At 73.6% G+C, this 19,689-nt stretch carries 19 protein-coding genes; 10 read left to right on the forward strand and 9 right to left on the reverse strand.

All coding sequences use genetic code 11. The annotated features are described in order from the left end of the window. The first annotated feature begins 20 nt into the window (after positions 1-20). A complete protein-coding gene (locus tag N5875_RS29540; RefSeq protein ID WP_318207156.1) occupies positions 21-239 on the forward strand; it encodes a hypothetical protein in 219 nt (72 codons plus the stop codon). On the opposite strand, the gene dapA is transcribed toward N5875_RS29540, so the two are convergent. Then, positions 218-1,117, reverse strand: coding sequence for a 4-hydroxy-tetrahydrodipicolinate synthase (gene dapA, locus N5875_RS29545; RefSeq protein WP_338497222.1), 900 nt, complete (start codon positions 1,115-1,117; stop codon positions 218-220). The genes N5875_RS29540 and dapA overlap by 22 nt on opposite strands. 133 nt (positions 1,118-1,250) lie before the next feature. Between dapA and N5875_RS29550 the strand changes: the two genes are divergently transcribed. Continuing rightward, positions 1,251-2,003 carry an SDR family NAD(P)-dependent oxidoreductase gene (locus N5875_RS29550; RefSeq protein WP_318207154.1) on the forward strand — a complete coding sequence of 251 codons (753 nt, stop codon included), beginning with the start codon at positions 1,251-1,253 and terminating at the stop codon, positions 2,001-2,003. A 68-nt stretch (positions 2,004-2,071) separates the two neighbouring features. Here the strand turns inward: N5875_RS29550 and N5875_RS29555 are convergent, their stop codons facing one another. Continuing rightward, the gene (locus N5875_RS29555; RefSeq protein ID WP_338497224.1) at positions 2,072-2,530 is read right to left on the reverse strand and encodes a GNAT family N-acetyltransferase; all 459 of its coding nucleotides are present in this window, start codon (positions 2,528-2,530) and stop codon (positions 2,072-2,074) included. Between the two features lie 97 nt (positions 2,531-2,627). Between N5875_RS29555 and N5875_RS29560 the strand changes: the two genes are divergently transcribed. Next, positions 2,628-3,356 (forward strand): antibiotic biosynthesis monooxygenase, encoded by a 729-nt coding sequence (locus tag N5875_RS29560; protein ID WP_338497226.1) that lies wholly within the window; start codon positions 2,628-2,630, stop codon positions 3,354-3,356. Between the two features lie 53 nt (positions 3,357-3,409). On the opposite strand, the gene N5875_RS29565 is transcribed toward N5875_RS29560, so the two are convergent. Then, positions 3,410-5,269, reverse strand: coding sequence for an endonuclease/exonuclease/phosphatase family protein (locus N5875_RS29565; protein ID WP_318207151.1), 1,860 nt, complete (start codon positions 5,267-5,269; stop codon positions 3,410-3,412). 228 nt (positions 5,270-5,497) lie between these two features. Here N5875_RS29565 and N5875_RS29570 point away from each other — a divergent pair, with 228 nt between their 5' ends. The 4 genes from N5875_RS29570 to N5875_RS29585 all read left to right on the forward strand — a co-directional run bounded on the left by N5875_RS29570 (position 5,498) and on the right by N5875_RS29585 (position 10,585). After that, entirely contained in the window at positions 5,498-6,952 is a 1,455-nt protein-coding gene (locus N5875_RS29570) for a hypothetical protein (RefSeq protein WP_338497228.1), read from the forward strand. Positions 6,953-7,204: 252 nt separating this feature from the next. Beyond that, on the forward strand, positions 7,205-8,671 hold the full coding sequence (locus N5875_RS29575; protein ID WP_338497229.1) for an alkaline phosphatase PhoX: 1,467 nt from the start codon (positions 7,205-7,207) through the stop codon (positions 8,669-8,671). A 66-nt stretch (positions 8,672-8,737) separates the two neighbouring features. Next, complete coding sequence (locus tag N5875_RS29580; protein ID WP_318207148.1) at positions 8,738-9,445, forward strand: GntR family transcriptional regulator; 708 nt, start codon at positions 8,738-8,740, stop codon at positions 9,443-9,445. Between the two features lie 123 nt (positions 9,446-9,568). After that, a complete protein-coding gene (locus tag N5875_RS29585) occupies positions 9,569-10,585 on the forward strand; it encodes a 1-aminocyclopropane-1-carboxylate deaminase (RefSeq protein WP_318207147.1) in 1,017 nt (338 codons plus the stop codon). Between the two features lie 46 nt (positions 10,586-10,631). On the opposite strand, the gene N5875_RS29590 is transcribed toward N5875_RS29585, so the two are convergent. Next, a complete protein-coding gene (locus tag N5875_RS29590) occupies positions 10,632-11,879 on the reverse strand; it encodes a TerD family protein (protein ID WP_318207146.1) in 1,248 nt (415 codons plus the stop codon). Positions 11,880-11,943: 64 nt separating this feature from the next. Further along, positions 11,944-12,171, reverse strand: a complete 228-nt coding sequence (locus N5875_RS29595) for a hypothetical protein (RefSeq protein WP_318207145.1) — start codon at positions 12,169-12,171, stop codon at positions 11,944-11,946. Positions 12,172-12,319: 148 nt separating this feature from the next. Between N5875_RS29595 and N5875_RS29600 the strand changes: the two genes are divergently transcribed. Continuing rightward, positions 12,320-13,255: an AraC family transcriptional regulator gene (locus tag N5875_RS29600; RefSeq protein ID WP_318207144.1), complete on the forward strand. Its 936-nt coding sequence runs from the start codon at positions 12,320-12,322 to the stop codon at positions 13,253-13,255. A 313-nt stretch (positions 13,256-13,568) separates the two neighbouring features. Here N5875_RS29600 and N5875_RS29605 read toward each other — a convergent pair whose 3' ends face one another. After that, positions 13,569-14,327: an SDR family oxidoreductase gene (locus N5875_RS29605; RefSeq protein WP_318207143.1), complete on the reverse strand. Its 759-nt coding sequence runs from the start codon at positions 14,325-14,327 to the stop codon at positions 13,569-13,571. A gap of 20 nt (positions 14,328-14,347) precedes the next feature. Next, positions 14,348-15,157: an NAD(P)-dependent oxidoreductase gene (locus tag N5875_RS29610; protein ID WP_318207388.1), complete on the reverse strand. Its 810-nt coding sequence runs from the start codon at positions 15,155-15,157 to the stop codon at positions 14,348-14,350. Between the two features lie 297 nt (positions 15,158-15,454). On the opposite strand from N5875_RS29610, the gene N5875_RS29615 reads away from it, so the two are divergent. Together N5875_RS29615 and N5875_RS29620 are read left to right on the forward strand one after the other, a co-directional pair. Next, a complete protein-coding gene (locus N5875_RS29615; RefSeq protein WP_318207142.1) occupies positions 15,455-16,387 on the forward strand; it encodes a 5-dehydro-4-deoxyglucarate dehydratase in 933 nt (310 codons plus the stop codon). Between the two features lie 95 nt (positions 16,388-16,482). Further along, positions 16,483-17,616 (forward strand): hypothetical protein, encoded by a 1,134-nt coding sequence (locus N5875_RS29620; protein WP_318207387.1) that lies wholly within the window; start codon positions 16,483-16,485, stop codon positions 17,614-17,616. Between the two features lie 75 nt (positions 17,617-17,691). Here N5875_RS29620 and N5875_RS29625 read toward each other — a convergent pair whose 3' ends face one another. Next, entirely contained in the window at positions 17,692-18,387 is a 696-nt protein-coding gene (locus tag N5875_RS29625) for a GntR family transcriptional regulator (protein WP_318207141.1), read from the reverse strand. Between the two features lie 70 nt (positions 18,388-18,457). After that, entirely contained in the window at positions 18,458-19,684 is a 1,227-nt protein-coding gene (locus N5875_RS29630; RefSeq protein WP_338497233.1) for an amidohydrolase, read from the reverse strand. Positions 19,685-19,689 lie beyond the last annotated feature (5 nt).

Genomic DNA, 19,689 nt, shown 5'->3' on the forward strand with positions numbered 1-19,689 from the left:
AGACGAGGCGAGGAGTCGACATGAGGACGAGGTCCATGGTCGCGGGAGTGCTCACGATGGCGGCGGTCCTGCTGCCGGCCGGGACGGCCGCGGCGGACGAGACGCACACCCACAACGGGCCCACCGTGAACAACGGGCCCAGCCTCTCGCTCCACACGGGTCAGATCGACGACCCGCTGGAGGACGTCCTGGAGCACGCCGCCATCCTCGGCAGGACCTACACCACCGACTCCGCCTGAAGCAGCGCCTCGTACAGACCACGCAGCCCGTCGACCGCCTCCCGGTCGGCGGGCTGCAGCGGTTCGCGCAGCGGGCCGCCGAGCAGCGCCTTGACGGTCACCGTGCCGGGCAGGCCCGCGGCCATCATCCGTTCGGCGAGCGGCAGCAGCCGGGCGTTGAGCCGCGCCGCCTCCGCCGTGTCGCCCGCGTCGAAGGCGTCGAGGACCGCGCGCAGCTGACGGGGCACCACGTTCGCCACCGTGCTGACATAGCCGGCGCCGCCGACCGCGTACAGCGGCAGGTTCATCTCCTCGCAGCCCGAGTAGTACGCGAGCGGGGTCTCCGCGATCACCCGGGCCGAGCCCAGCAGGTCGTACGCGCAGTCCTTGACCGCCACGATCCGCGGGTGCTCGGCGAGCCGCCGCAGCGTCGCGGTCTCGACGCGGGTGCCCGTACGGCCGGGGATGTCGTAGACCATCACCGGGAGACCGGTCGCGTCCGCGACCTTCAGGAAGTGGGCCTCGACGGCCGACTGCTGCGGGCGGCTGTAGTACGGGGTGACGACGAGCAGGCCGTCCGCGCCCGCCGCCTCGGCCTGGCGGGCCAGTTCGGCGGTGTGCCGGGTGTCGGCGGTGCCGACGCCCGCGAGGACCGAGGGGCCGGGGCCCACGGCCTCCCGGACGGCGCGGACGAGCGCGGCCTTCTCGGCATCGGAGGTGGTAGGGGACTCACCGGTCGTGCCGTTCAGGACCAGGCCGTCGCAGCCCTCGCCGACGAGCCGGGCGGCCAGCTTGCCCGCCTCGTCGAGGTCGAGCGCGCCGTCCGGGGCGAACGGGGTGATCATCGCGCAGAGCGCGCGGCCGAAGGGACGGGCCGGGTGGGAAAGGGAAGGGCTCATCCTCGAAGTCTGGGCGGATCGCACAGTGAAGGTCCACTTAGATCTGCTTCGGCTGAAAGATCACGGTTACTTAAGCGTGACAGCTCTGGCATGATCGACGCGCGCGGCAGAGGGACAGGGAGAACAGCACAGCATGAGCTCACACAGCACCGACGGCGGCCGCGTCGCCCTCGTCACCGGTTCGTCCTCGGGCATCGGCGCCGCCGTCGCCCGCCGCCTCTCCGAGGCCGGATACCGGGTCGTGGTCAACTCCGCCCGCTCCGTCGAGCCGGGCGAACGCCTCGCCGCCGAACTGCCAGGCGCCCGCTACCTCCAGGCGGACGTCTCCGACGAGACCCAGGCCAAGGCCCTCGTCGAGCGGACCGTCGAGGCCCTCGGCCGCCTCGACCTCCTCGTCAACTGCGCGGGCACCACCCGGTTCATCCCGCACGACGACCTCGAAGCCGCCTCGCCCGACGTCTGGCGCCACCTCTACGACGTCAACGTCATCGGCGTCTGGCAGACCATCACCGCCGCCGTCCCGCACCTGCGGAAGACCCGCGGCGCCATCGTCAACGTCTCCTCCCAGGCCGGCGTCCGGCCGGGCGGCAGCTCGATCCCGTACGCCGTCTCCAAGGCGGCCGTCAACCACATGACGAAGCTCCTCGCCAAGACCCTCGGCCCCGACATCCGGGTCAACGCGGTCGCGCCCGGACTCATCGACACCCCCTGGTTCGACGGGGTCGACGGCGCCGACGCGGCCAAGGCCCATGTGGCCGAGGTCGTCCCGCTGCGCCGGGTCGGCCGGGCCGAGGACATTGCCGGGGCCGTCCACGACCTCGCCCACTCCTCGTACATCACCGGCGAGGTGCTCCTCGTGGACGGCGGCGGCCACCTGCTCGGCTAGGAGGCGTCCGGCGGACGGGCAGGGCTCCGCGGGGTCGGAGCGCGAGTTCGAAGCCCTCGCTCGTGGGGTCAGAGCGCGAGTTTGAAGCCCTCGTGGCTGCGCGTGTACCCCAGGGAGGCGTAGAAGCGGTGGGCGTCCGTCCGCCGCTTGCCGCTGGTCAGCTGGACCAGCGCGCAGCCGCGTTCCCGCGCGCGTGCCGCGGCCCGCTCCATCAGCTCCCGGCCGAGCCCGCCGCCGCGCCGGTCGGCCCTGATCCGGACCGCCTCGACCAGGGCCCGCTCGGCGCCGCCCCGGCCGAGCCCCGGGATGTACGTGACCTGGAGGCAGCCCAGGACCAGCTCACCGTCCGTCAGGACCAGCATCTCGTTGCGCGGATCGTCCTCGATGTCCGTGAAGGCCCGGTCGTACGCCTCGGTGACGGTGACCGAGGCGGGGTCCACGACCCTGTCCTCGTCGGCCAGGAGCGCGAGGACGGCGGGAAGTTCGGTGCGGGTCGCGGGGCGCAGGGTCAGGTCACGAAGGATCATGGCGCGAAGTCTCGCACGGGAACGGGGGTTGACCTCAACCATGGTTGAGGGGCGACGGTGGAGCCAGCCGAGGAACCCCCGAGGAACAGGAGACCCCATGAACGCCGTCGCCCACCCCGATGCCCGTCCCGACCTCCACCGCCCCGGAGTCGGCGCCGTCCTCGTCAGCACCTGGCGGGTCGGCACCCCCGAGCGCCAGCGCGCGGCCGTCGACGCCATCCGCAAGGCCTGGGAGAGCAGGGAGTGGCCCGACCTCGGGCTGCTCTCGTACAGCGTCTCCCTCGGGACCGACGGGGACACGCTGCTGCACTACTCGCAGTGGACCGCCGAGCAGGCCTACGAGGACTTCGTCCGCACCTACCGCGACGACCGGAACGCCGAGATCGACGCCGCCGTGCCCGGCATCGAGCGGGTGGAGCTCCGCCGCTACGCGCCGATCCACCGCTCCGCCGTCCGCGACCGGACGGGCACGGAGGAGCTGCCCGGGATCGTCGTGATCGTCGAGGCCGACTTCGAGGGGCCGGACGCGGGAAGCCGGGAGGAGTGGGTCGACGCCGTCTTCACCGCCCTGGACGAGGACGCGGCGGACGAGGACGCGGCGGTGCGGCCGCGGTCCGGAGGGGCAGGCGCCCACTTCCATCTGTCCACCGACGGCGGCCGGGTCCTGAACTACGCCGAGTGGGAGAGCGAGCGGGCCCATGAGGAGTGGCTGGCCGACGAGGGCCGGTCGAGCGAGGCCTGGACGCGGGTGCACCACTACCCGGGGCTCGTGGGCGGCCGGGTGAAGCGGTACACGCCCGCGCTCAGCCTGAGCGCGGGCGTGTGACACGGCCGGACGGCCCGGAGCGGCTCGTCGCCGCGCCGGGCCGTCCGGGGTGACTACGGGCGGAAGCGCAGGACCTGGGGGTCGTGGTCGCTGTCCTGGTCGGCGAACTCGGCGTTGATGTGGACGCTGTCGTACTCGAAGTGGTGCACGCCGGGGCTCGTCAGGATCTGGTCGAGCACCTGGCTGTTGCCCTGGAAGACGTACGAGTAGCGCTCGCCGCGCGGCAGCGACTTCACGGCCGGGTACAGCGCGCCGCCCTCGGTCAGGGCCTTCGTCGTCCCGGAGAACTCGAAGTCGTTGATGTCACCGACGACGAGGACGTCGGCCTGCTTCTCGACCGCGAGGAGCTGCTTCACGAAGCCGTTGACGGACTGCGCCTGGAGCAGCCGCTTCGCCTCGGAGGAGCGGACCGGCGGCTGGTGGTGCGAGACGAGCGACTCGTCGCCGCCCTTCGAACCGAAGTGGTTGGCGATCACGAAGACCGTACGGCCGCGGAAGACGAACTCGCCCGCCAGCGGCTTGCGGCTGCTCTCCCAGGCGGAGTTCGCCGGGTCGATCCGGCCCGGGGAGACCGTCAGGGCGGCGTCGCCCTTGCGGCCCGTCACGGCGGTGGCGGAGCTCGGGTCGGTGGCCGCGCGGTCCGTGAAGGAGACCCGCTCGGGGTTGAAGAGGAAGACCTGACGGATATTGCCGCCGGGCTCGCCGCCGTCCTTGTTGTTCTCCGGGTCGACCGAGCGCCACTCGTACGCCGGGCCGCCGGCCGCCACGATCGCGTCCGTGAACTTCTTCACCGTCTGGTCGGCGGCGACGGTGCCGTCGTTCTTGGCGCCGTTGTTGTCCTGGATCTCCTCCAGGGCGAGGATGTCGGGCGAGGCGAGGTTGTCGACGACGGCCTTCGCGAGCGCGTCGAACTTCTCCTGCGGGTCGCTCGGGTCGAGGTTCTCCACGTTGTAGGTGGCCACGGACAGCTCGTTCTTGTGCTGCTTGTCCGTGGACTCGCGCTCCAGGCCCCGGTCGACGACCGTGCCGAGGGTGCGGGCGGTGAGCGTGTAGCCGCCGAACTGGTTGAAGTCGAGCGGGCCCTCGGTCGTGCCGGTCAGCCGGTCGCCGACGTTCGCCTTGGGGAACGGCTGCTGGGCGATCGGGGTCAGCGACTGGATCTGGAGCCGGCCGGTGTTCTGCGACTCGTACGAGCCGTAGACCGTGCCGCCGCGCGAGGTGGGGTTCTCCCAGGGCTTCACCGTGACCCACAGCTCGGAGTACGGGTCGGTGGCGCCGACCACGCGCGAGGAGCCGATCCGGACGTTGGTGCCCTCCAGGGACTCGTAGTAGTCCAGGGCGTACGTCTCCGGGTCCAGGGTCAGGCCGTTGATCGACCCGGCGGCGGCCGCGTCGCCCTCGGGGGCGTACTCGTCGGGGACGGACCAGGACGAGATGGTCACGGGGGCCGGGACGGCGTTGCCCTTCGAGACCACGGTGATGACCGGCTTGGAGATCTGGGTCAGCGACTGGTTGCCGGAGTTCAGCCCGCCGGGGACGTACTCGGTGACGGTGCCGTTCAGGCTGACCGCGTCGCCGACGGCGACCGTCGGGACGGAGCTGGTGAAGACGAAGAGGCCCTCGCTGGTGGCCGGGTCCGCGTCGCCCTCGGGGTCCTGGATCCAGAAGCCGCGCGAGCCGTAGGTGCGGACACCGGTGACGATGCCCGTGACGCCGGTGACCTGCTTGCCGACGAGCGGCGAGACGCGCGTGGTGCCCTGGATGTCGTGGATGCGGACACCGGCCGTGTCATCGGCGGCGGCGTTCGTCGAACCGGCCAGCAGGCCCGCGGCGAGGGCGGCGGCGACGACGGCGGAGACCGCGGCGGAGCGCGCGACGGTGCGGCCGGCAGATCTCGGTATGGAGGAAGGCATCAGGGACTCCGAGGGTGCTTGGAGGAACGGCAGATGAATCTACGCGCGTCAATCTCTTGGCAATGCGCCCAACTTGTCAAGAGTCGACGGGTGTACGAAGGCTGACGGACTCATGAACCGGCGGACGTCCCCCCGGATGCGTCTACGCTGAGAGCCGCGCTCCGAGCCCGGCTCCGAGCCCCTCCCACTCATCACCTTCACCACGGACGCGTCGAGGAGACCCCCCAGATGTCAGCGGAGCACCCCACCCTTCCCCCCGTTCGGCTGCGTGCGGACGCGGAGCTGGCGCGGGACGCGCTGGCGGCCCCCCTCCTGGCGCACGCGGTACGGCTCGCCCGCTGGGCCGGTCCGGACACCCGGGTCGACGCGGGCGGCGAGCTCGTCGACGAGCAACTGCCCGAGGCGGTCGAGGTCCTGGGTCTCACCGACGACGAGGACGGCGAGATCTCGGCGGGCGACGCCTGGCGCCTCGCCGTCGACACCGGCCTGGTGAACGTCGAGGACGGCGAGGAGGACGAGGCGGGTGACACCCCCGGGCGGGCCTCGGCCGGAGACAACCTCGCGGTCGTCACGACCGGTTCGCCCCAGGACGTCCTCGCGCTCTGGCTGGACGGCTTCGACGCGGTCTTCGCCGACGCCGTCGCCCCCGTCCTCGACGACCTGGACGCGATCGTCGGCGAGGACGGCGAGATCGACATCGAGTCGCTCGACTGGGACCCCGAGATCGAGGCCGAGTTCCTGGAGGGCGTCCTCGGCAACCTCTACCTGCTCACCGTCAGCGAGGGCGGGCCCGGCGAGGGCCCGGTGCCGCTGCCCGCGCTCGCCGCGTCGATGGTCGTCCCCGACGACATGGGCGAACCGACCGACGACGTCCTGGAGCAGGTCTCGGACGCGATGATGCGGCTCGACGAGCAGTTCCGGCTGCTCGAACCGATCGGGCTCGTCGAGTACCAGCCGGTCGACGAGGCCCTGATGGCCGAGGAGGGCGAGGAGCCCGCGCCGCCCATCGACGACGAGGACGTCACCCGGTACGGCATGGTCCGGCTCACCGAGCTCGGTCTCTACGGCGTCCGGGCCCGGATGCTGGAGGCCGGCGTGGACGCCCCCGCCGTCGGCGACCTCGCCGACAAGGGCGCCGACGCGCTGCTCGACGGGATCTCCGGCTACCCGGAGGCCGCCGCCCGCGAGGAGACCGCCGCCTGGCTGACCGGCCGCGACGCGCTCGCCGCCGCCCGCGAGCTGCTGCACGCCGCGCGTGGCTCGGACGCCGGCTCGCCGCTGCGCCGCCTCCACTGCCAGCAGACGCTGTCCCTGGTGGGCGCGGAGGCGGAGCCCGCGGTACGGGAGGTCCTGGACGACGCGGAACTCGGCGGCCTCGCACGGGTCTGGCTCGCCGAGCGGGGCGCGGCGGACGTGCCCGCCCCGCCGGAGTCGATGATCTTCTGGCTGGCGATCGACACGATCGCGGCCCAGCTCGACGCGGACGGCGACCTGGAGGAGCTCCAGGAGCTGATCGAGGGGCTCACGGGGCGCCACAGCGGCTTCTTCGAGGCGGCCTGGCGGGTGGAGCACCCGGCGACCGCGGAGGTCCTGGAGGCGATGGGACGGCTGCACCGCGACAAGAGCGCGGCGAAGGAGGCCCGCAAGGCGGCCTTCAAGGCCCGGTCGCGGTCGGGGTCGTAGCGGCCGTAGCGGCCGGAGGGGTCGTAGCGGCCGGAGGGGCCGGAGGGGCCGGGCGACGGTCGAGGGGGAGCGGCGGCCGGGGGAGCGGCGGCCGGGGCGCCGGGCGGGCGGTCGTCGGGGCGTCCGGTCCGGCGGCGGCCGGGGGCGCCGGGCTGTGCGCCCGGCGGTGTTCCCACGGCGTTCAGGCGGTGTTCGTGGCGGCGCGGGAGGGTGGCCCGCGACAGCCGGGCCAGCACAGGGAGAACGCCACACATGCCCCTCAACCGCAGAGAGTTCACGAAGCAGTCCGCCGTCGCCGGTGCGGGCCTCGCCCTCACCGGTGTCGTCGGTGCTCTCGCCACCGCGCCCGAGGCCCTCGCCTCCGACGACCTGGAGACGTACGGAGCCGGGCACGGCCACGACCAGGACCACGACCACGACCACGGTCACGGGCACGGTCACGGCCACCGGCTCGGGTACGGAGAGCTCGTCGCCGACCCCGAGGGGATGCTCGCCCTGCCCGCCGGGTTCTCGTACCGCGTCATCACCCACAGCGGGGTGACCCGGCTGGAGTCCGGCGAGTTCACGCCCTCCAACCACGACGGCACCGCCGCCTTCGCCGGGCCGCGCGGCACCACGTACCTCGTCAACAACCACGAGCTCAAGGGCACCCGCGACAAGTGGGCGCACCCGGTCCCGCTCACCGAGGGGCTCGTCTACGACCCGGCCGCGTCCGGCGGCTGCACGGTCGTCGAGGTGCACCGTGACGGCACCGTCGCCGAGTGGGTCGGCATCGCCGGCACCTCCACCAACTGCGCGGGCGGCAGTACCGCCTGGGGCACCTGGCTGACGGGCGAGGAGAACTCGGACCGCGCCGGCGTCAACGGCATGACCAAGGACCACGGCTACATCTTCGAGGTCGACCCGCACGACCGCCGCGCCAACCGCGCCCCGAAGCCGATCAAGGCCTTCGGCCGGTACGACCACGAGGCCGTCGTCATCGACCCCAAGCGCGGCCACGCCTACCTCACCGAGGACGCCTCCAACCCCAACGGACTGCTCTTCCGCTGGGTGCCGCCGAAGGGCTTCGAGCACGGCCGCGGCAAGCTCCGTACCCTCGCCGACGACGCCGGTGTCCTCCAGGCCGCCAAGTGCATCGACTCCGCGGGCCGCTTCGTGGACGACCTCTCCCGGGCGAGCCGGATCGGCACCGTCTACGGCGTGGACTGGGTCGACGTCCCCGACCGTGACGGCCGTACCACCTCCGTCCGCAAGCAGTTCACGGCCGGCCAGGTCACCCGCGCCCGCAAGCTGGAGGGCATGTGGTGGGCCGACGGCGGCGCGTACGTCGTCTCCTCCTACGCGCGCGACGAGAGCCCCGGCGCCGCCCACGACGGACAGGTCTGGTTCTACGACCCCAAGCGTCGCACCCTCACCCTCAAGGTGCTGCTCGGCGTGAACGCGAACCCGGACGTGGACGGCGCCTACGACGGCCCCGACAACATCACCGTCTCCCCGTACGGCGGGCTCGTCATCGCCGAGGACGGTGAGGGCGTCCAGCACCTCTTCGGCGCCACCGACTCGGGCCGCACCTACCCGATCGCCCGCAACGACCTCAACGGCAGCGAGTTCACCGGCGTGACCTTCTCGCCCGACGGGGACACGTTGTTCGCCTGCATCCAGACCCCGGGCATCATGGTGGCGATCACCGGCCCGTGGCGCCGCCAGCCGCGCCGCTGACCCGCACCCGACCTTCACCTCTGACCTCTGGTCAGCTCCATGGACTGACATCTAACATGTCAGTCCATGGACGCATTACGGCCCGTGGGCCGGACCCTGCTGCGTGACCGGGCCTACGAGGCGCTGCGCGAGGCCATCGTGCGCGGCGACCTCGCCCCCGGCGCCCCGCTCAAGGACGCCGACCTCGCCGACCGGCTGGGGCTCTCGCGCGCACCCGTGCGCGAGGCCCTGGCCCGGCTCGGCGACGAGGGGCTCGTCGAGTCCAAACCGCAGAGCTACACCCGGGTCACCCGGCCGGTCAGCCGGGTCGTCCGGGACGCCGCCTCGGTGGTCCGGGTGATGCACGAACTCGCCGCCAGGACGGGCGTGCCCCTGCTGGGGCCCGAGGGCATCCGGGCCATGCGCGAGGCCAACGAGCGCTTCGCCGCGGCCGTCCGCGCCTCCGACGTCGAGGCGGCGCTCGACGCCGACGACGAGCTGCACCAGGTCCTCGTCGTCGCCAGCGGCAACCACGCCGCCGCCGCCACGATCGCCCGGTACACCCCCCTGATCCGCCGTGTCGAGCGGCGCCTCTTCGGCGACGCCGGGAGCTGCGGCTCGGCCGAGCTGCACGCGCGGCTCATCGACGCGTGCGCGGCGGGGGACGCGTCGGAGGCGGTGCGGGTCACCACGGAGATCTGGGCGGCCCTGGAGCAGCTCGCGGACGACGCCATCGAGGTGGCGGAGGTGACGGGCATTCCGGCGCCCACGTCGTCGGGATCCGCGGCTCCGTAGCGCGTCCGTCACCGCGCGCCCCTCTCCGCGTCCGTCACCGCGCGTCCTTCTCCGCGTCCCTCTGCGCGTCCGTCTCCGCGTCCAGGAACGTCGACCAGCAGCCGTCACTCACCGGGAGCCGCTTTGCCGATCACCGACTTCGACCGCTACCCGCTCCTCTTCGGGCCCTCGCCGGTCCACCCCCTCGAACGGCTCACCCACCACCTCGGCGGCGCCACGATCTGGGCCAAGCGCGAGGACTGCAACTCCGGGGTGGCGTACGGCGGGAACAAGACCCGCAAGCTGGAGTACCTGGTCGCCGACGCCCTCGCCCAGGGCTGCGACACCCTGGTCTCCATCGGCGGCGTCCAGTCCAACCACACCCGCCAGGTCGCCGCCGTCGCCGCCCGCGCCGGGCTGCGCTGCGTCCTCGTCCAGGAGAGCTGGGTCGACTGGCCCGACTCCGTCTACGACAAGGTCGGCAACATCCTGATCAGCCGTCTCGCGGGCGCCGACGTGCGCCTGGTGCGGGCGGGCTTCGGCATCGGCTTCAAGGAGAGCTGGGAGCTTGCCCTGCGCGAGGTCGAGGAGAGCGGCGGCAAGCCGTACGCGATCCCGGCGGGCGCCTCCGACCACCGGCTCGGCGGGCTCGGCTTCGCAAACTGGGCGTACGAGGTGGCGGAGCAGGAGCGCGAGCTCGGCGTCCTCTTCGACACGGTGGTCGTCTGCTCGGTGACCGGCTCCACCCAGGCCGGCATGGTCGCGGGCTTCGCCGCGCTCGCCGAGGAGGGCGGCCCGGCCCGCCGGATCATCGGCGTCGACGCCTCCGCGAAGCCCGGTCCGACGCACGAGCAGATCACCCGGATCGCCCGGGACACCGCCGCCCTCATCGGGGTCGAGCGCCCGGTGACGGCGGCCGACGTCGAGCTGGACGAGCGCTACCACGCCGGGGTGTACGGCGTCCCGGACGAGACGACCCTCGACGCGATGCGGCTCGCCGCCCGCACCGAGGGCATGGTCACCGACCCCGTGTACGAGGGGAAGTCGATGGCGGGACTGATCGATCTGGTGGACCGGGGAGAGATCGGCCGGGACTCGACCGTGCTCTACGCCCACCTCGGCGGCCAGCCCGCCCTCAACGCCTACAGCGCCCTGTTCTAGTCGGCGTTCCAGCCGACGTTCCAGCCAGGGCGGGGGACCCGGCTGCTCAGAGTGCCTGGGCGGCCGGCTTCACCATGCCGCGGACGGTCCGCGACTTCACGAACTCGCCCATCGCCGTCATCTCCCACTCGCCGGTGAACTGCTTGATCAGCTTGGCCATCATCACGCCGGTCTGCGGCTCGGCGGTGGTCAGGTCGAAGCGGACCAGCTCCTCGCCCGTCGCCGCGTCGATCAGCCGGCAGTAGGCCTTGGCGACCTCGGTGAACTTCTGGCCGGAGAACGAGTTCACCGTGAAGACCAGACCGGTCGCGTCGGCGGGCAGCCGGCCGAGGTCGACGACGATCACCTCGTCGTCGCCCGCGCCCTCACCCGTGAGGTTGTCGCCGGAGTGCTTCACCGAGCCGTTGAGGATGGACAGTTTGCCGAAGTAGCAGCTGTCCAGGTGGTTGCGCTGCGGGCCGTACGCGATGACGGAGGCGTCCAGGTCGATGTCCTTGCCCCGGTACGCGGGCTCCCAGCCGAGGCCCATCTTGACCTGCGAGAGCAGCGGACGGCCGCCCTTGACCAGGGACACCGTCTGGTTCTTCTGGAGGCTGACCCGGCCCTTGTCGAGGTTGATCTTGCCGGAGGGGGCGGGGGCCGGGGGAGCGGGCGTGCCGGCCGCGATCCGGGGGTCCACCGGGGCGACGGGCGGCGCCGGCGGGACCGGGGGCGCCACCGGCGGCGCGACGGGGGCGGGCGGGGCGACGGGGGCGGGCGCGACCGGCGCGGCCGCGGCCGGGGCGGCGGGCTCGTCGTCCACCGAGACGCCGAAGTCGGTGGCGATGCCGGCCAGGCCGTTCGCATAGCCCTGGCCGACGGCGCGGGCCTTCCACGCGCCGTTGCGCAGATAGATCTCGACGACCACGAGGGCCGTCTCGGTGGCCAGCTGCGGCGGGGTGAAGGTGGCGAGGACGGTGCCGTCGTCCGCGTTGCGAAGGGTGGCGGTGGGCTCGATGCCCTGGAAGGTCTGGCCCGCGGCGTCGGGGCTCGCGGTGACGACGATCCTCTCGATGCCGGCCGGGACGGCGCCGGTGTCCACCAGGATCGCGTCGGGGGCGGCACCGCCGCCGGAGCGGTAGGTGACACCGGCGCCGGAGGGCTGGTTGTAGAAGATGAAGTCGTCGTCCGAGCGCACCTTGCCGTTGGCGCCGAGCAGCAGGCCCGAGACGTCGAGCCGCACCGGGGCGGCGACGTCCACCGCCACGCGCGCGGCGGTGAGAGGGATGTTCGAGCCGGGGGTCATAGCGGTCATGCCTGAGCTAACGAACCGGGTACCTTTGCCGTTCCCTTACCCTCGGCCGGTTCGGCCACCTTGATTACCGGCCACCTTGATTGCGCGGGTGGTTCCTGGCCTGCCGCTCGTTGCCGAAGCGGTACGAGCCCGTCCACCGGGCCATGACGAGCTGGGCGTCGCCCGACCCGACCTCGGCGAGGAACTTCTCCGCGCGGGCGCCGCGCAGCACGCCCGCGGCGCGGCCCAGGTGGGTGAGGACCACCGAACCGTCCCGGCGCTGTTCGTACGTGAATCCATGGGGTCGTGGCATGCCGGGCATCCTGCCGTTCCCGGTCAGATCCGTCATATGAATATTCTTTCGACCCATGGGTGCAGTGGGGGCGGAGGGGCCGGTGGGACCGGCGGGGGTGGCGGGCGCTGTGGGCACGGTCGATGGCAACTGTTTTCGGACACAGGACGTGGACGAGGCGCGCGTGGAGCTCGACGCCCGTTACTACGCGAACCGGATGGACCTCGTCGACCGCGAGCGGCGGCCCTTCGCGGCGCGCTTCGACACGGTCGCGCTCGGCCCGCTGGTCATCGGCGACCTGAGCTGCGGGGCCGATGTGCGGATGAGCTTCGGGGAGCTGGGCGCGTACCACCTGAACGCGCCGCTCAGCGGGCGGATGGAGATGCGCCAGGGCGGGGCCTCGATCGTCGCGACGGACACCGAGGCCGTGCTGCTCGACCCGGCGGGCGACACCTTCCTCGACCGCTGGAGCGGGGACTGCCGGACCCTGTCGGTGAAGGTGGGGGCGGCCGAGCTGCGTGACCGCCTGGAGCAGCTGATCGGCCGCCCGCCGCGGGGCCCGCTCGTCTTCGCGCCGGGCCTGGACATCACCCGGGGTCCCGGTCTGAGCTGGGTGCGCTTCGCCCGGCAGGTCGCCGCGGAGGCGCTCGCCGGCGAGGGCCTCGCCCGGCACGAGCTGGTGGCGCGCCCCTTGCAGGAGGCCCTGCTGAACGGGCTGCTGCTGGCCGCCGAGCACCCCTGGCGCGAGGCGCTCGCGCACCCGGGGGAGCCGCGGCGGCCGGCGCCGGTCAAGCGGGTGATGGACGCGGTGCGGGAGCGCCCCGAGCATCCGTTCACGACCACCGAGCTGGCCGCCCTCGCCCGGGTGAGCGTGCGCCGCCTCCAGGAGTCGTTCCGTGAGTACGTGGGGATGTCGCCGATGGCGTACGTACGCGAGGTCCGGCTCGACCGGGTCCGCGAGGAGCTGCGGGCGGCCGCGCCGGACGAGGTGGGCGTGAGCGAGGTGGCCTGGCGCTGGGGCTTCGCCCATCAGGGCCGCTTCGCGGCGCGCTACCGGGAGAAGTTCGGCGAGTCGCCGTCGGAGACCTTGCGCGGCCGCCGCTGAGGGTTCGGCCGCACCCGCGCCGAGGGTGTCCGCCCTTGCCGGGGCCCAGGCGTGCGCCGGGGCGCGCAAGGGGGCGCGCAATTCGCTGACCGGCGGACTTCCATGCCTCAATCCACCGCGCATTCCGGACAGAGGTCGCGTTCCGCGGCTCGCGATGATCTTCGTCCGGGCCTACGGTGAGCAGGTCCGGCCGCCAGCGTGCGCCGTGACCCGGGCCCCGGCCGGCTCCCCCGTATCAGTCCGGCCGGGTCCTGCGTACTCCTGCGTACTCCTCCCACTGCTCCCGCTGCCCCGGGCCCTCATGCCGGGAGTCTCACGCGAGCCCTCCGTTGCTCATCAGCAGCTGCCCGTTGATCCACTGCCCCTCGGGCGAGCAGAGGAAGTCGACCAGGTGCGCGGTGTCCCGAGGGGTGCCGAGGCGGCCCAGCGGCGTCTGTCGCGCCATCTCCTCCCGGAGCGGCTCCGTCATCCAGCCGGTGTCCACCGGGCCCGGATTGACGACGTTGGCGGTGACCCCGAGGTGTGCGAGCTCGCGCGCGGCGGCCAGGGTGATGCGGTCGAGAGCGCCCTTGCTCGCCCCGTACGGGAGGTTCCCCACGGTGTGGTCGCTCGTCAGGGCGATGACGCGGCCGGTCCCCGGAGGGCCGGTGAACCGCCGGCCGTACTCCCGGATCAGCAGCCAGGACGCGCGCGCGTTGACCGCGAAATGGCGGTCGAAGCTCTCGACGGTGGTGTCGAGGAGCCCCGAGTCGACCGACTCGCAGTGGCACATGACGAGGGCCCTGACCGGGCGCCCGAGCCGCTGCTCGACCGTGTCGAAGACGCGTGCGGGCGCCTCGGGGTCGGCGAGGTCGGCCTCGACGGCCGTGCAGGCGGCACCCCGCTCGGCGAGCCGCCCGGCGACGGCCGCGGCCGCGCCCCGCTCCTCGCCCCACTCCATGCGCCGGTCGTACGCGGTCCAGTACGTGAACGCGACGTCCCAGCCGGACGCGGCGAGACGGTCGGCGATGCCCGCGCCGATGCCGACCGTGCGGCCGACGCCGGTCACGAGGGCGAGCGGACGGTGGTCCATGGGGGTGCTCCTGTCGTCGTTCAGTGCGGCCACCGGGGCGGGGCCACGCAGAAGTGGCCGCCCAGGTAGAGGGCGTCGGCGCTGTCCTCCGGCGGGAAGCCCTTGTCGGCGATGAGCTTCTCCGCGTAGACCTCCGAGTCGTCCTGCGGGGCGAAGCCGAGCGCCCGGGCCGAGGAGAGGTCCCACCACGCGCGCGTGTTGGCGGACGAGCCGTACACGACCGTGTGGGCCACGTCCTCGGCGGTGAGCGTGGCGTGCAGCAGGCGGGCGCAGTCGGCCGGGCTGAGCCACATCGACAGCATCCGGACCGAGGTGGGCTCGGGGAAGCAGGAGCCGATGCGGACCGAGACGGTCTCGACGCCGTGCAGGTCCCAGTAGAGCTGTGCCAGGTCCTCGCCGAAGCACTTGGACAGGCCGTAGAAGGTGTCCGGGCGGTGCGGGGTGTCGACCGGCACGAGCGGGTCGCCCTCGCGCGGCTGCCGGGTGAAGCCGACGGCGTGGTTGCTGGAGGCGAACACCACGCGCGGGACGCCCTCCTCGCGGGCGGCCTCGTAGAGGTTGTACGTGCCGGCGATGTTGGCGGCCATGATCTTGTCGAAGGTCGACTCCAGGGAGATGCCCGCCAGGTGCACGATCGCGTCGACGCCCCGGACGGCCTCGCGCAGCGCCGCGCGGTCCGCGAGGTCGGCGACGATCGCGTCCGGCGCTCCCGGCACGGGGGCGACGTCCAGGAGGCGGAGCTCGTAGCCGTACGGGGGCAGGAGCTCCCGCATCAGCGTGCCGACGCCTCCGGCGGCGCCGGTGAGCAGGACGGTGCGGGGTGCGGCCATGGAGCGGATCTCCTCCGTCGAGCGGCACGTGATGGCGTTCATCCGCGTGCCCGTGGCAGGCGTCTGAGTAGTCACCTGAGCAGTCATCTGAGTTGCCACCTGAGTGGCATTCACAACCGTGGACACGCTAGGGAGCGGCCCGACGGAGCGTCAAGAGTGTGCGACAGGGCGCGTTCTCTCCTTGACCGGCCCTTCCGCGCTGTTCTAGCGTGCGAGACGTCATCGTTCAAGAATATGGATGACAGTCATAACTGTGCACGAGATGGCCCTGCACGACGGACTTCCCTGGGAGCGACCGTGACCACTGCCCCGCTCGCCGGCCGGCTCGACGGCCTGCTGTTCTTTCCCGTCACCGCCTTCGCGCCGGACGGCTCCGTCGACCTCGACACCTTCCGCGCCCATGTGCGCGCGGGCGTCGACGCGGGTGCCGCCGCCGTGTTCGCCTGCTGCGGCACCGGCGAATTCCACGCCCTCACCCCCGAGGAGTTCCGGGACTGCGTCGCCGCCGCCGTCGAGGAGACCGCCGGCCGCGTCCCCGTCGTCGCGGGCGCGGGCTACGGCACCGCCCTCGCCGTCCGGTACGCCCGGCTCGCCGAGGAGGCCGGCGCCGACGGACTCCTCGCCATGCCGCCGTACCTCGTCGTCGCCGACCAGGCCGGACTGCTCCGCCACTACACCGAACTCGCCGCCGCCACCTCGCTCGACGTCATCGTCTACCAGCGCGACAACGCGATCCTCACCCCGGCCACCGCCGTCGCCCTCGCCCGCACGGACGGGATCATCGGCCTCAAGGACGGCCTCGGCGACCTCGACCTCATGCAGCGGATCGTCAGCGCCGTCCGCGCCGAGGGCCTCGACCTGCTCTACTTCAACGGCCTGCCGACCGCCGAACTCACCGGCCCCGCCTACCGGGGCATCGGCGTCACCCTCTACTCCTCCGCCGTCTTCTGCTTCGCACCCGACATCGCCCTCGCCTTCCACCGCGCGCTCACCGGCGGCGACGACACCACCGTGAACCGGCTCGTCGACGACTTCTACCGACCGCTCGTCGAACTCCGCGCCCAGGGCCGGGGATACGCCGTCTCGCTCGTCAAGGCGGCGGTACGGCGAGGAGGCCTGGACGTGGGACTCGTACGGCCTCCGCTGAGCGAGCCCGCACCCGAGCACGTCGACGCCCTCATGCTCCTCGTCGAGCAGGGACGGGCCGCCCTGAAGGAGCTCGGCGCGTGAGCGGGGAGACGGCGGGCGCAGGGGCTGTCGGGGGCGGCGGGGCTGCCGAGGCCTCCAGGACCGACGGGGCCTCGGGTGTCGGCGGGGGCGGTGGCGTGCGGGCCGGTGCCTTCGTCTACCCCTGGGACGTCGACGGCGACCCCGCCGCGCCCGCGCTGCTCGCCGAGCTCGGCCTCGCGCAGGTCACCCTCGCCGCCGCCTACCACTCCACCCGGGCCCTGACCCCCCGGCACCCCGCCCACCGGATCGTCACCGCCGAGCACGCCGCCGTGCTCTACCCGCCGGACCCGGACCGCTGGGCCGGCCGCCCGCTCCGCCCGTACCCGGCGGGGGAGTGGGCCCCCGGCGACGCCTTCGGGCGGGCCGCCGAGGCCCTCGCCCCCACCGGCCTGGAGGTGCACAGCTGGGTCGTGCTCGCGCACAACTCCCGCCTCGGCGCCGAACACCCGGAGACCTCCGTCGTCAACGCCTACGGCGACCGCTACCCCTGGGCGCCCTGCGTCGCCCGCCCCGAGGTCCGCGCCCTCCTCGTGGACCTGGCCGCCGAGGCCGCCGTACGGCCCGGCGCCGTCGGCACGGAGCTGGAGTCCTGCGGCTGGTACGGCCTCGCCCATCTCCACGCCCACGACAAGACCGGCGGCGTCGCCCTCGGCGAGCGCGAGCAGTACCTGATGTCGCTCTGCTTCTGCCCCTCCTGCCGGGAGGGGTACGGGGGCGAGGGCGCCGATCCCGACGAGCTGGCCGCCGCCGTGCGGGGCGCACTGGAACCCGTATGGGCCGGATCGGGTCCGCCGGGCGGGCTCGGCGCCCTGGAGGCCCCGGCCCTGGCCTGGCGCGCCGGGACCGCCCGTACCTTCCAGGAGGCCGCCGTGGCCGCCGTACGCGCCGAGGCCCCGCCCGGCTTCCGGGTCCTGCTGCACGCCGACCCCGACCCGTACCGCTGCGGCGCCGACGCCGGCACCGACCCGGCGCACGTCCTGGGCCTCGCGGACGGGGTGGTCGCCCGGCCGCACCGGGTCGCCGAATTCGCGGCCCACGCGCGCGTGGACACCGTCCTCGCGGCGAACCTGTCCGTCGTCACCGGCATGGGCGGCGCGCCCGACCGGCTGGCCGAGGAGGCCGAGCGGGCCCGCGACGCGGGCGCCACCGAACTGCGGCTCTACCACGCCGGGCTGGCCTCGGACGAGGACCTGGCCGCCGTCCGGACGGCCCTGCGGAAGCTGGGCTAGATCCCCGCGGGGCCGGATCCCGCGGGGCCGGATCCCGCGGGGCCAGATCCCGGGGGCCAGACCCCCGGGGCGGGGCTAGATTCCCGGGGGCGTGGCCAGCAGACGGGCGGCGGAGGCGCGGGTGTCCGCGACATGGGCGCGGGCCAGTGCCTCCGCGCCGTCCTCGTCGCGGTCGCGGACGGCCTCGTAGAGCCGCTCGTGGGCCCCGCACATCGGCTCGCCGTCCGACTGCGCCGAGGTGAGCCGGAAGAGCCGGCGCAGCCGGGAGTCGAGCGGGGCCATCAGGTCCACCAGGAGCGGGTTGCCGGAGAGTTCGACGATCCGCCGGTGGAAGTCGGCGTTGAGGGAGACGGCCTCGCGGAGCCGACCGGACTCCGCCGCCTTCCTGGCCCTCGCCAACATCCGCTCCAGGTCCCGCAGTTGAGCGGGACTCGCGTGCCGGGCGGCGAGCCGCGCGGCCAGGCCCTCCAGGTTCTCCCGTACGTCGAAGAGGTGCTCGGCGTCCTCCGGGCCGAAGTCCGCCACCACCGACCCCCGGCGCGGCTGCACCGAGAGGAAGCCTTCCGACTCCAGGCGCTGCATCGCCTCGCGCACGGGCACCCGGGAGACCCGCAGCTCGTCGGCGATCTCCCGCTCCACGAGCCGCCGGCCCGCGGGGTACTCCGCCTCGATGATCCGCTCGCGCAGCTCCACATAGACCTGCTCCCGCAGGGACCGGTGACCGTCCCCGATGGCGGTGCCGGGGGCGGCGGCGGGGCGGTGGACGGTCATGGGGGCGGCTCCAGTCGGGTGGATGTCGTGTTCCCTCGATCTTCGCAGGGGGCGGCGGAACGGCCGACTGTCAGACCAGCCGGCCGTCCCTCGCCACCACCCGGCCGGCTCGGACCACCACGTCGCGGCGCGGGAGGTCCACCACCGCCTGGGGGAGGCATTCGCCGTCGACGAGCATGAAGTCGGCCGGAGAGCCGGGGCGGAGGTCCGCCTTCGGGAGGCCCAGGAGGGCCGCGCCGCCGTCGGCCGCCAGCCGGAAGCAGGCCTCCAGTTCTTCGTCGAGCCGCAGGTCCAGGGCCCAGGCCGCGAGCCAGGCGCGGTGCAGCATGTCCGCGTTGCCGAACGGGCTCCAGTTGTCCCTGACCCCGTCCGAGCCGAGCCCGACCCGTACCCCGCGCTCGGCGAGCCGCCGGAACGGCAGGATCGTCGTCGCCGACAGGGCGACCGTCGTGACGGTGATGTCCGCCTCCGCGAGCAGGTCCGCCGTCTCGTCCAGGGCATCGGCCGACAGACCGGCCACCGCGAACGCGTGCGCCACGCTCACCCGGCCCTGGAGGCCCAGCGCGCGCGTGCGGGCCGCGATGTCCCGCAGCGGGGCCAGGCCCCGCTCGCCCCGGTCGTGCAGGTGGATGTCGAGCCCCAGGCCGTGCTTCTCCGCGAGCGCGAAGACCGTGCCCAGCTGGTCGCCCGCGCCGTCGCCCGTGCCGTCGCCCGCGTTGCCTGCCGCGTCGAAGCCCGCCGGGTCGATGCCGCCGATGTGCGTCACCAGACCGCTCGCCGCCGCCTCCGCGAGCAGCTCGGCCACCCCCGGCGTACGGACCACGCCGTGCTGCGGGAAGGCGACCAGCTCCACGTCCACGATCCCGGCCAGCCGCGCCGCCGCCTCCGCCACCCCCTCGATCCCGGAGAGGCCGTACGCCGGGGCGACGTCCGCGTGGGCGCGCATCGCGCGCGTGCCCTGGGCCGCCGCGTGCGACATCAGCCGCAGCGCCCGCTCGCCCACCGGTGTCGGCAGCGCGCGGGCGAGCTCCACGTCCCCGGCGACGTACTCGGCGATGCCGTCCGCCGGGCGCCTGCTGCGCCAGGGCTCGCCCCAGGACGTCTTGTCGGGGTGGATGTGCGCGTCGACCAGGGTCGGCAGCGCGAGCCGCCCGCCGCCGTCGACCCGCTCGACGACGGCGCCCTCCGGGACCTCCGGCACCAGTACGCCGTCCACGGCGATCAGGTCGCCGGCAGGCCCGCCGAAGGGCCGAACGTCGTGGAACAGGGTCGCGGTGCGGGGTGCCGGCGGGGTCACGGGAG

Origin of the sequence: Streptomyces sp. SJL17-4, from assembly GCF_036826855.1 — a bacterium.
Lineage (GTDB): Bacteria > Actinomycetota > Actinomycetes > Streptomycetales > Streptomycetaceae > Streptomyces.

What these genes read in the sequence shown, in the direction of transcription:
- N5875_RS29595 (WP_318207145.1), bottom strand. Translation starts at nt 12,171, where the DNA reads ATGCCACGACCCCATGGATTCACGTACGAACAGCGCCGGGACGGTTCG.
- N5875_RS29575 (WP_338497229.1), top strand. Translation starts at nt 7,205, where the DNA reads ATGCCCCTCAACCGCAGAGAGTTCACGAAGCAGTCCGCCGTCGCCGGT.
- N5875_RS29560 (WP_338497226.1), top strand. Translation starts at nt 2,628, where the DNA reads ATGAACGCCGTCGCCCACCCCGATGCCCGTCCCGACCTCCACCGCCCC.
- N5875_RS29610 (WP_318207388.1), bottom strand. Translation starts at nt 15,157, where the DNA reads ATGGCCGCACCCCGCACCGTCCTGCTCACCGGCGCCGCCGGAGGCGTC.
- dapA (WP_338497222.1), bottom strand. Translation starts at nt 1,117, where the DNA reads ATGAGCCCTTCCCTTTCCCACCCGGCCCGTCCCTTCGGCCGCGCGCTC.
- N5875_RS29555 (WP_338497224.1), bottom strand. Translation starts at nt 2,530, where the DNA reads ATGATCCTTCGTGACCTGACCCTGCGCCCCGCGACCCGCACCGAACTT.
- N5875_RS29625 (WP_318207141.1), bottom strand. Translation starts at nt 18,387, where the DNA reads ATGACCGTCCACCGCCCCGCCGCCGCCCCCGGCACCGCCATCGGGGAC.
- N5875_RS29590 (WP_318207146.1), bottom strand. Translation starts at nt 11,879, where the DNA reads ATGACCGCTATGACCCCCGGCTCGAACATCCCTCTCACCGCCGCGCGC.
- N5875_RS29605 (WP_318207143.1), bottom strand. Translation starts at nt 14,327, where the DNA reads ATGGACCACCGTCCGCTCGCCCTCGTGACCGGCGTCGGCCGCACGGTC.
- N5875_RS29550 (WP_318207154.1), top strand. Translation starts at nt 1,251, where the DNA reads ATGAGCTCACACAGCACCGACGGCGGCCGCGTCGCCCTCGTCACCGGT.
- N5875_RS29540 (WP_318207156.1), top strand. Translation starts at nt 21, where the DNA reads ATGAGGACGAGGTCCATGGTCGCGGGAGTGCTCACGATGGCGGCGGTC.
- N5875_RS29570 (WP_338497228.1), top strand. Translation starts at nt 5,498, where the DNA reads ATGTCAGCGGAGCACCCCACCCTTCCCCCCGTTCGGCTGCGTGCGGAC.
- N5875_RS29565 (WP_318207151.1), bottom strand. Translation starts at nt 5,269, where the DNA reads ATGCCTTCCTCCATACCGAGATCTGCCGGCCGCACCGTCGCGCGCTCC.
- N5875_RS29580 (WP_318207148.1), top strand. Translation starts at nt 8,738, where the DNA reads ATGGACGCATTACGGCCCGTGGGCCGGACCCTGCTGCGTGACCGGGCC.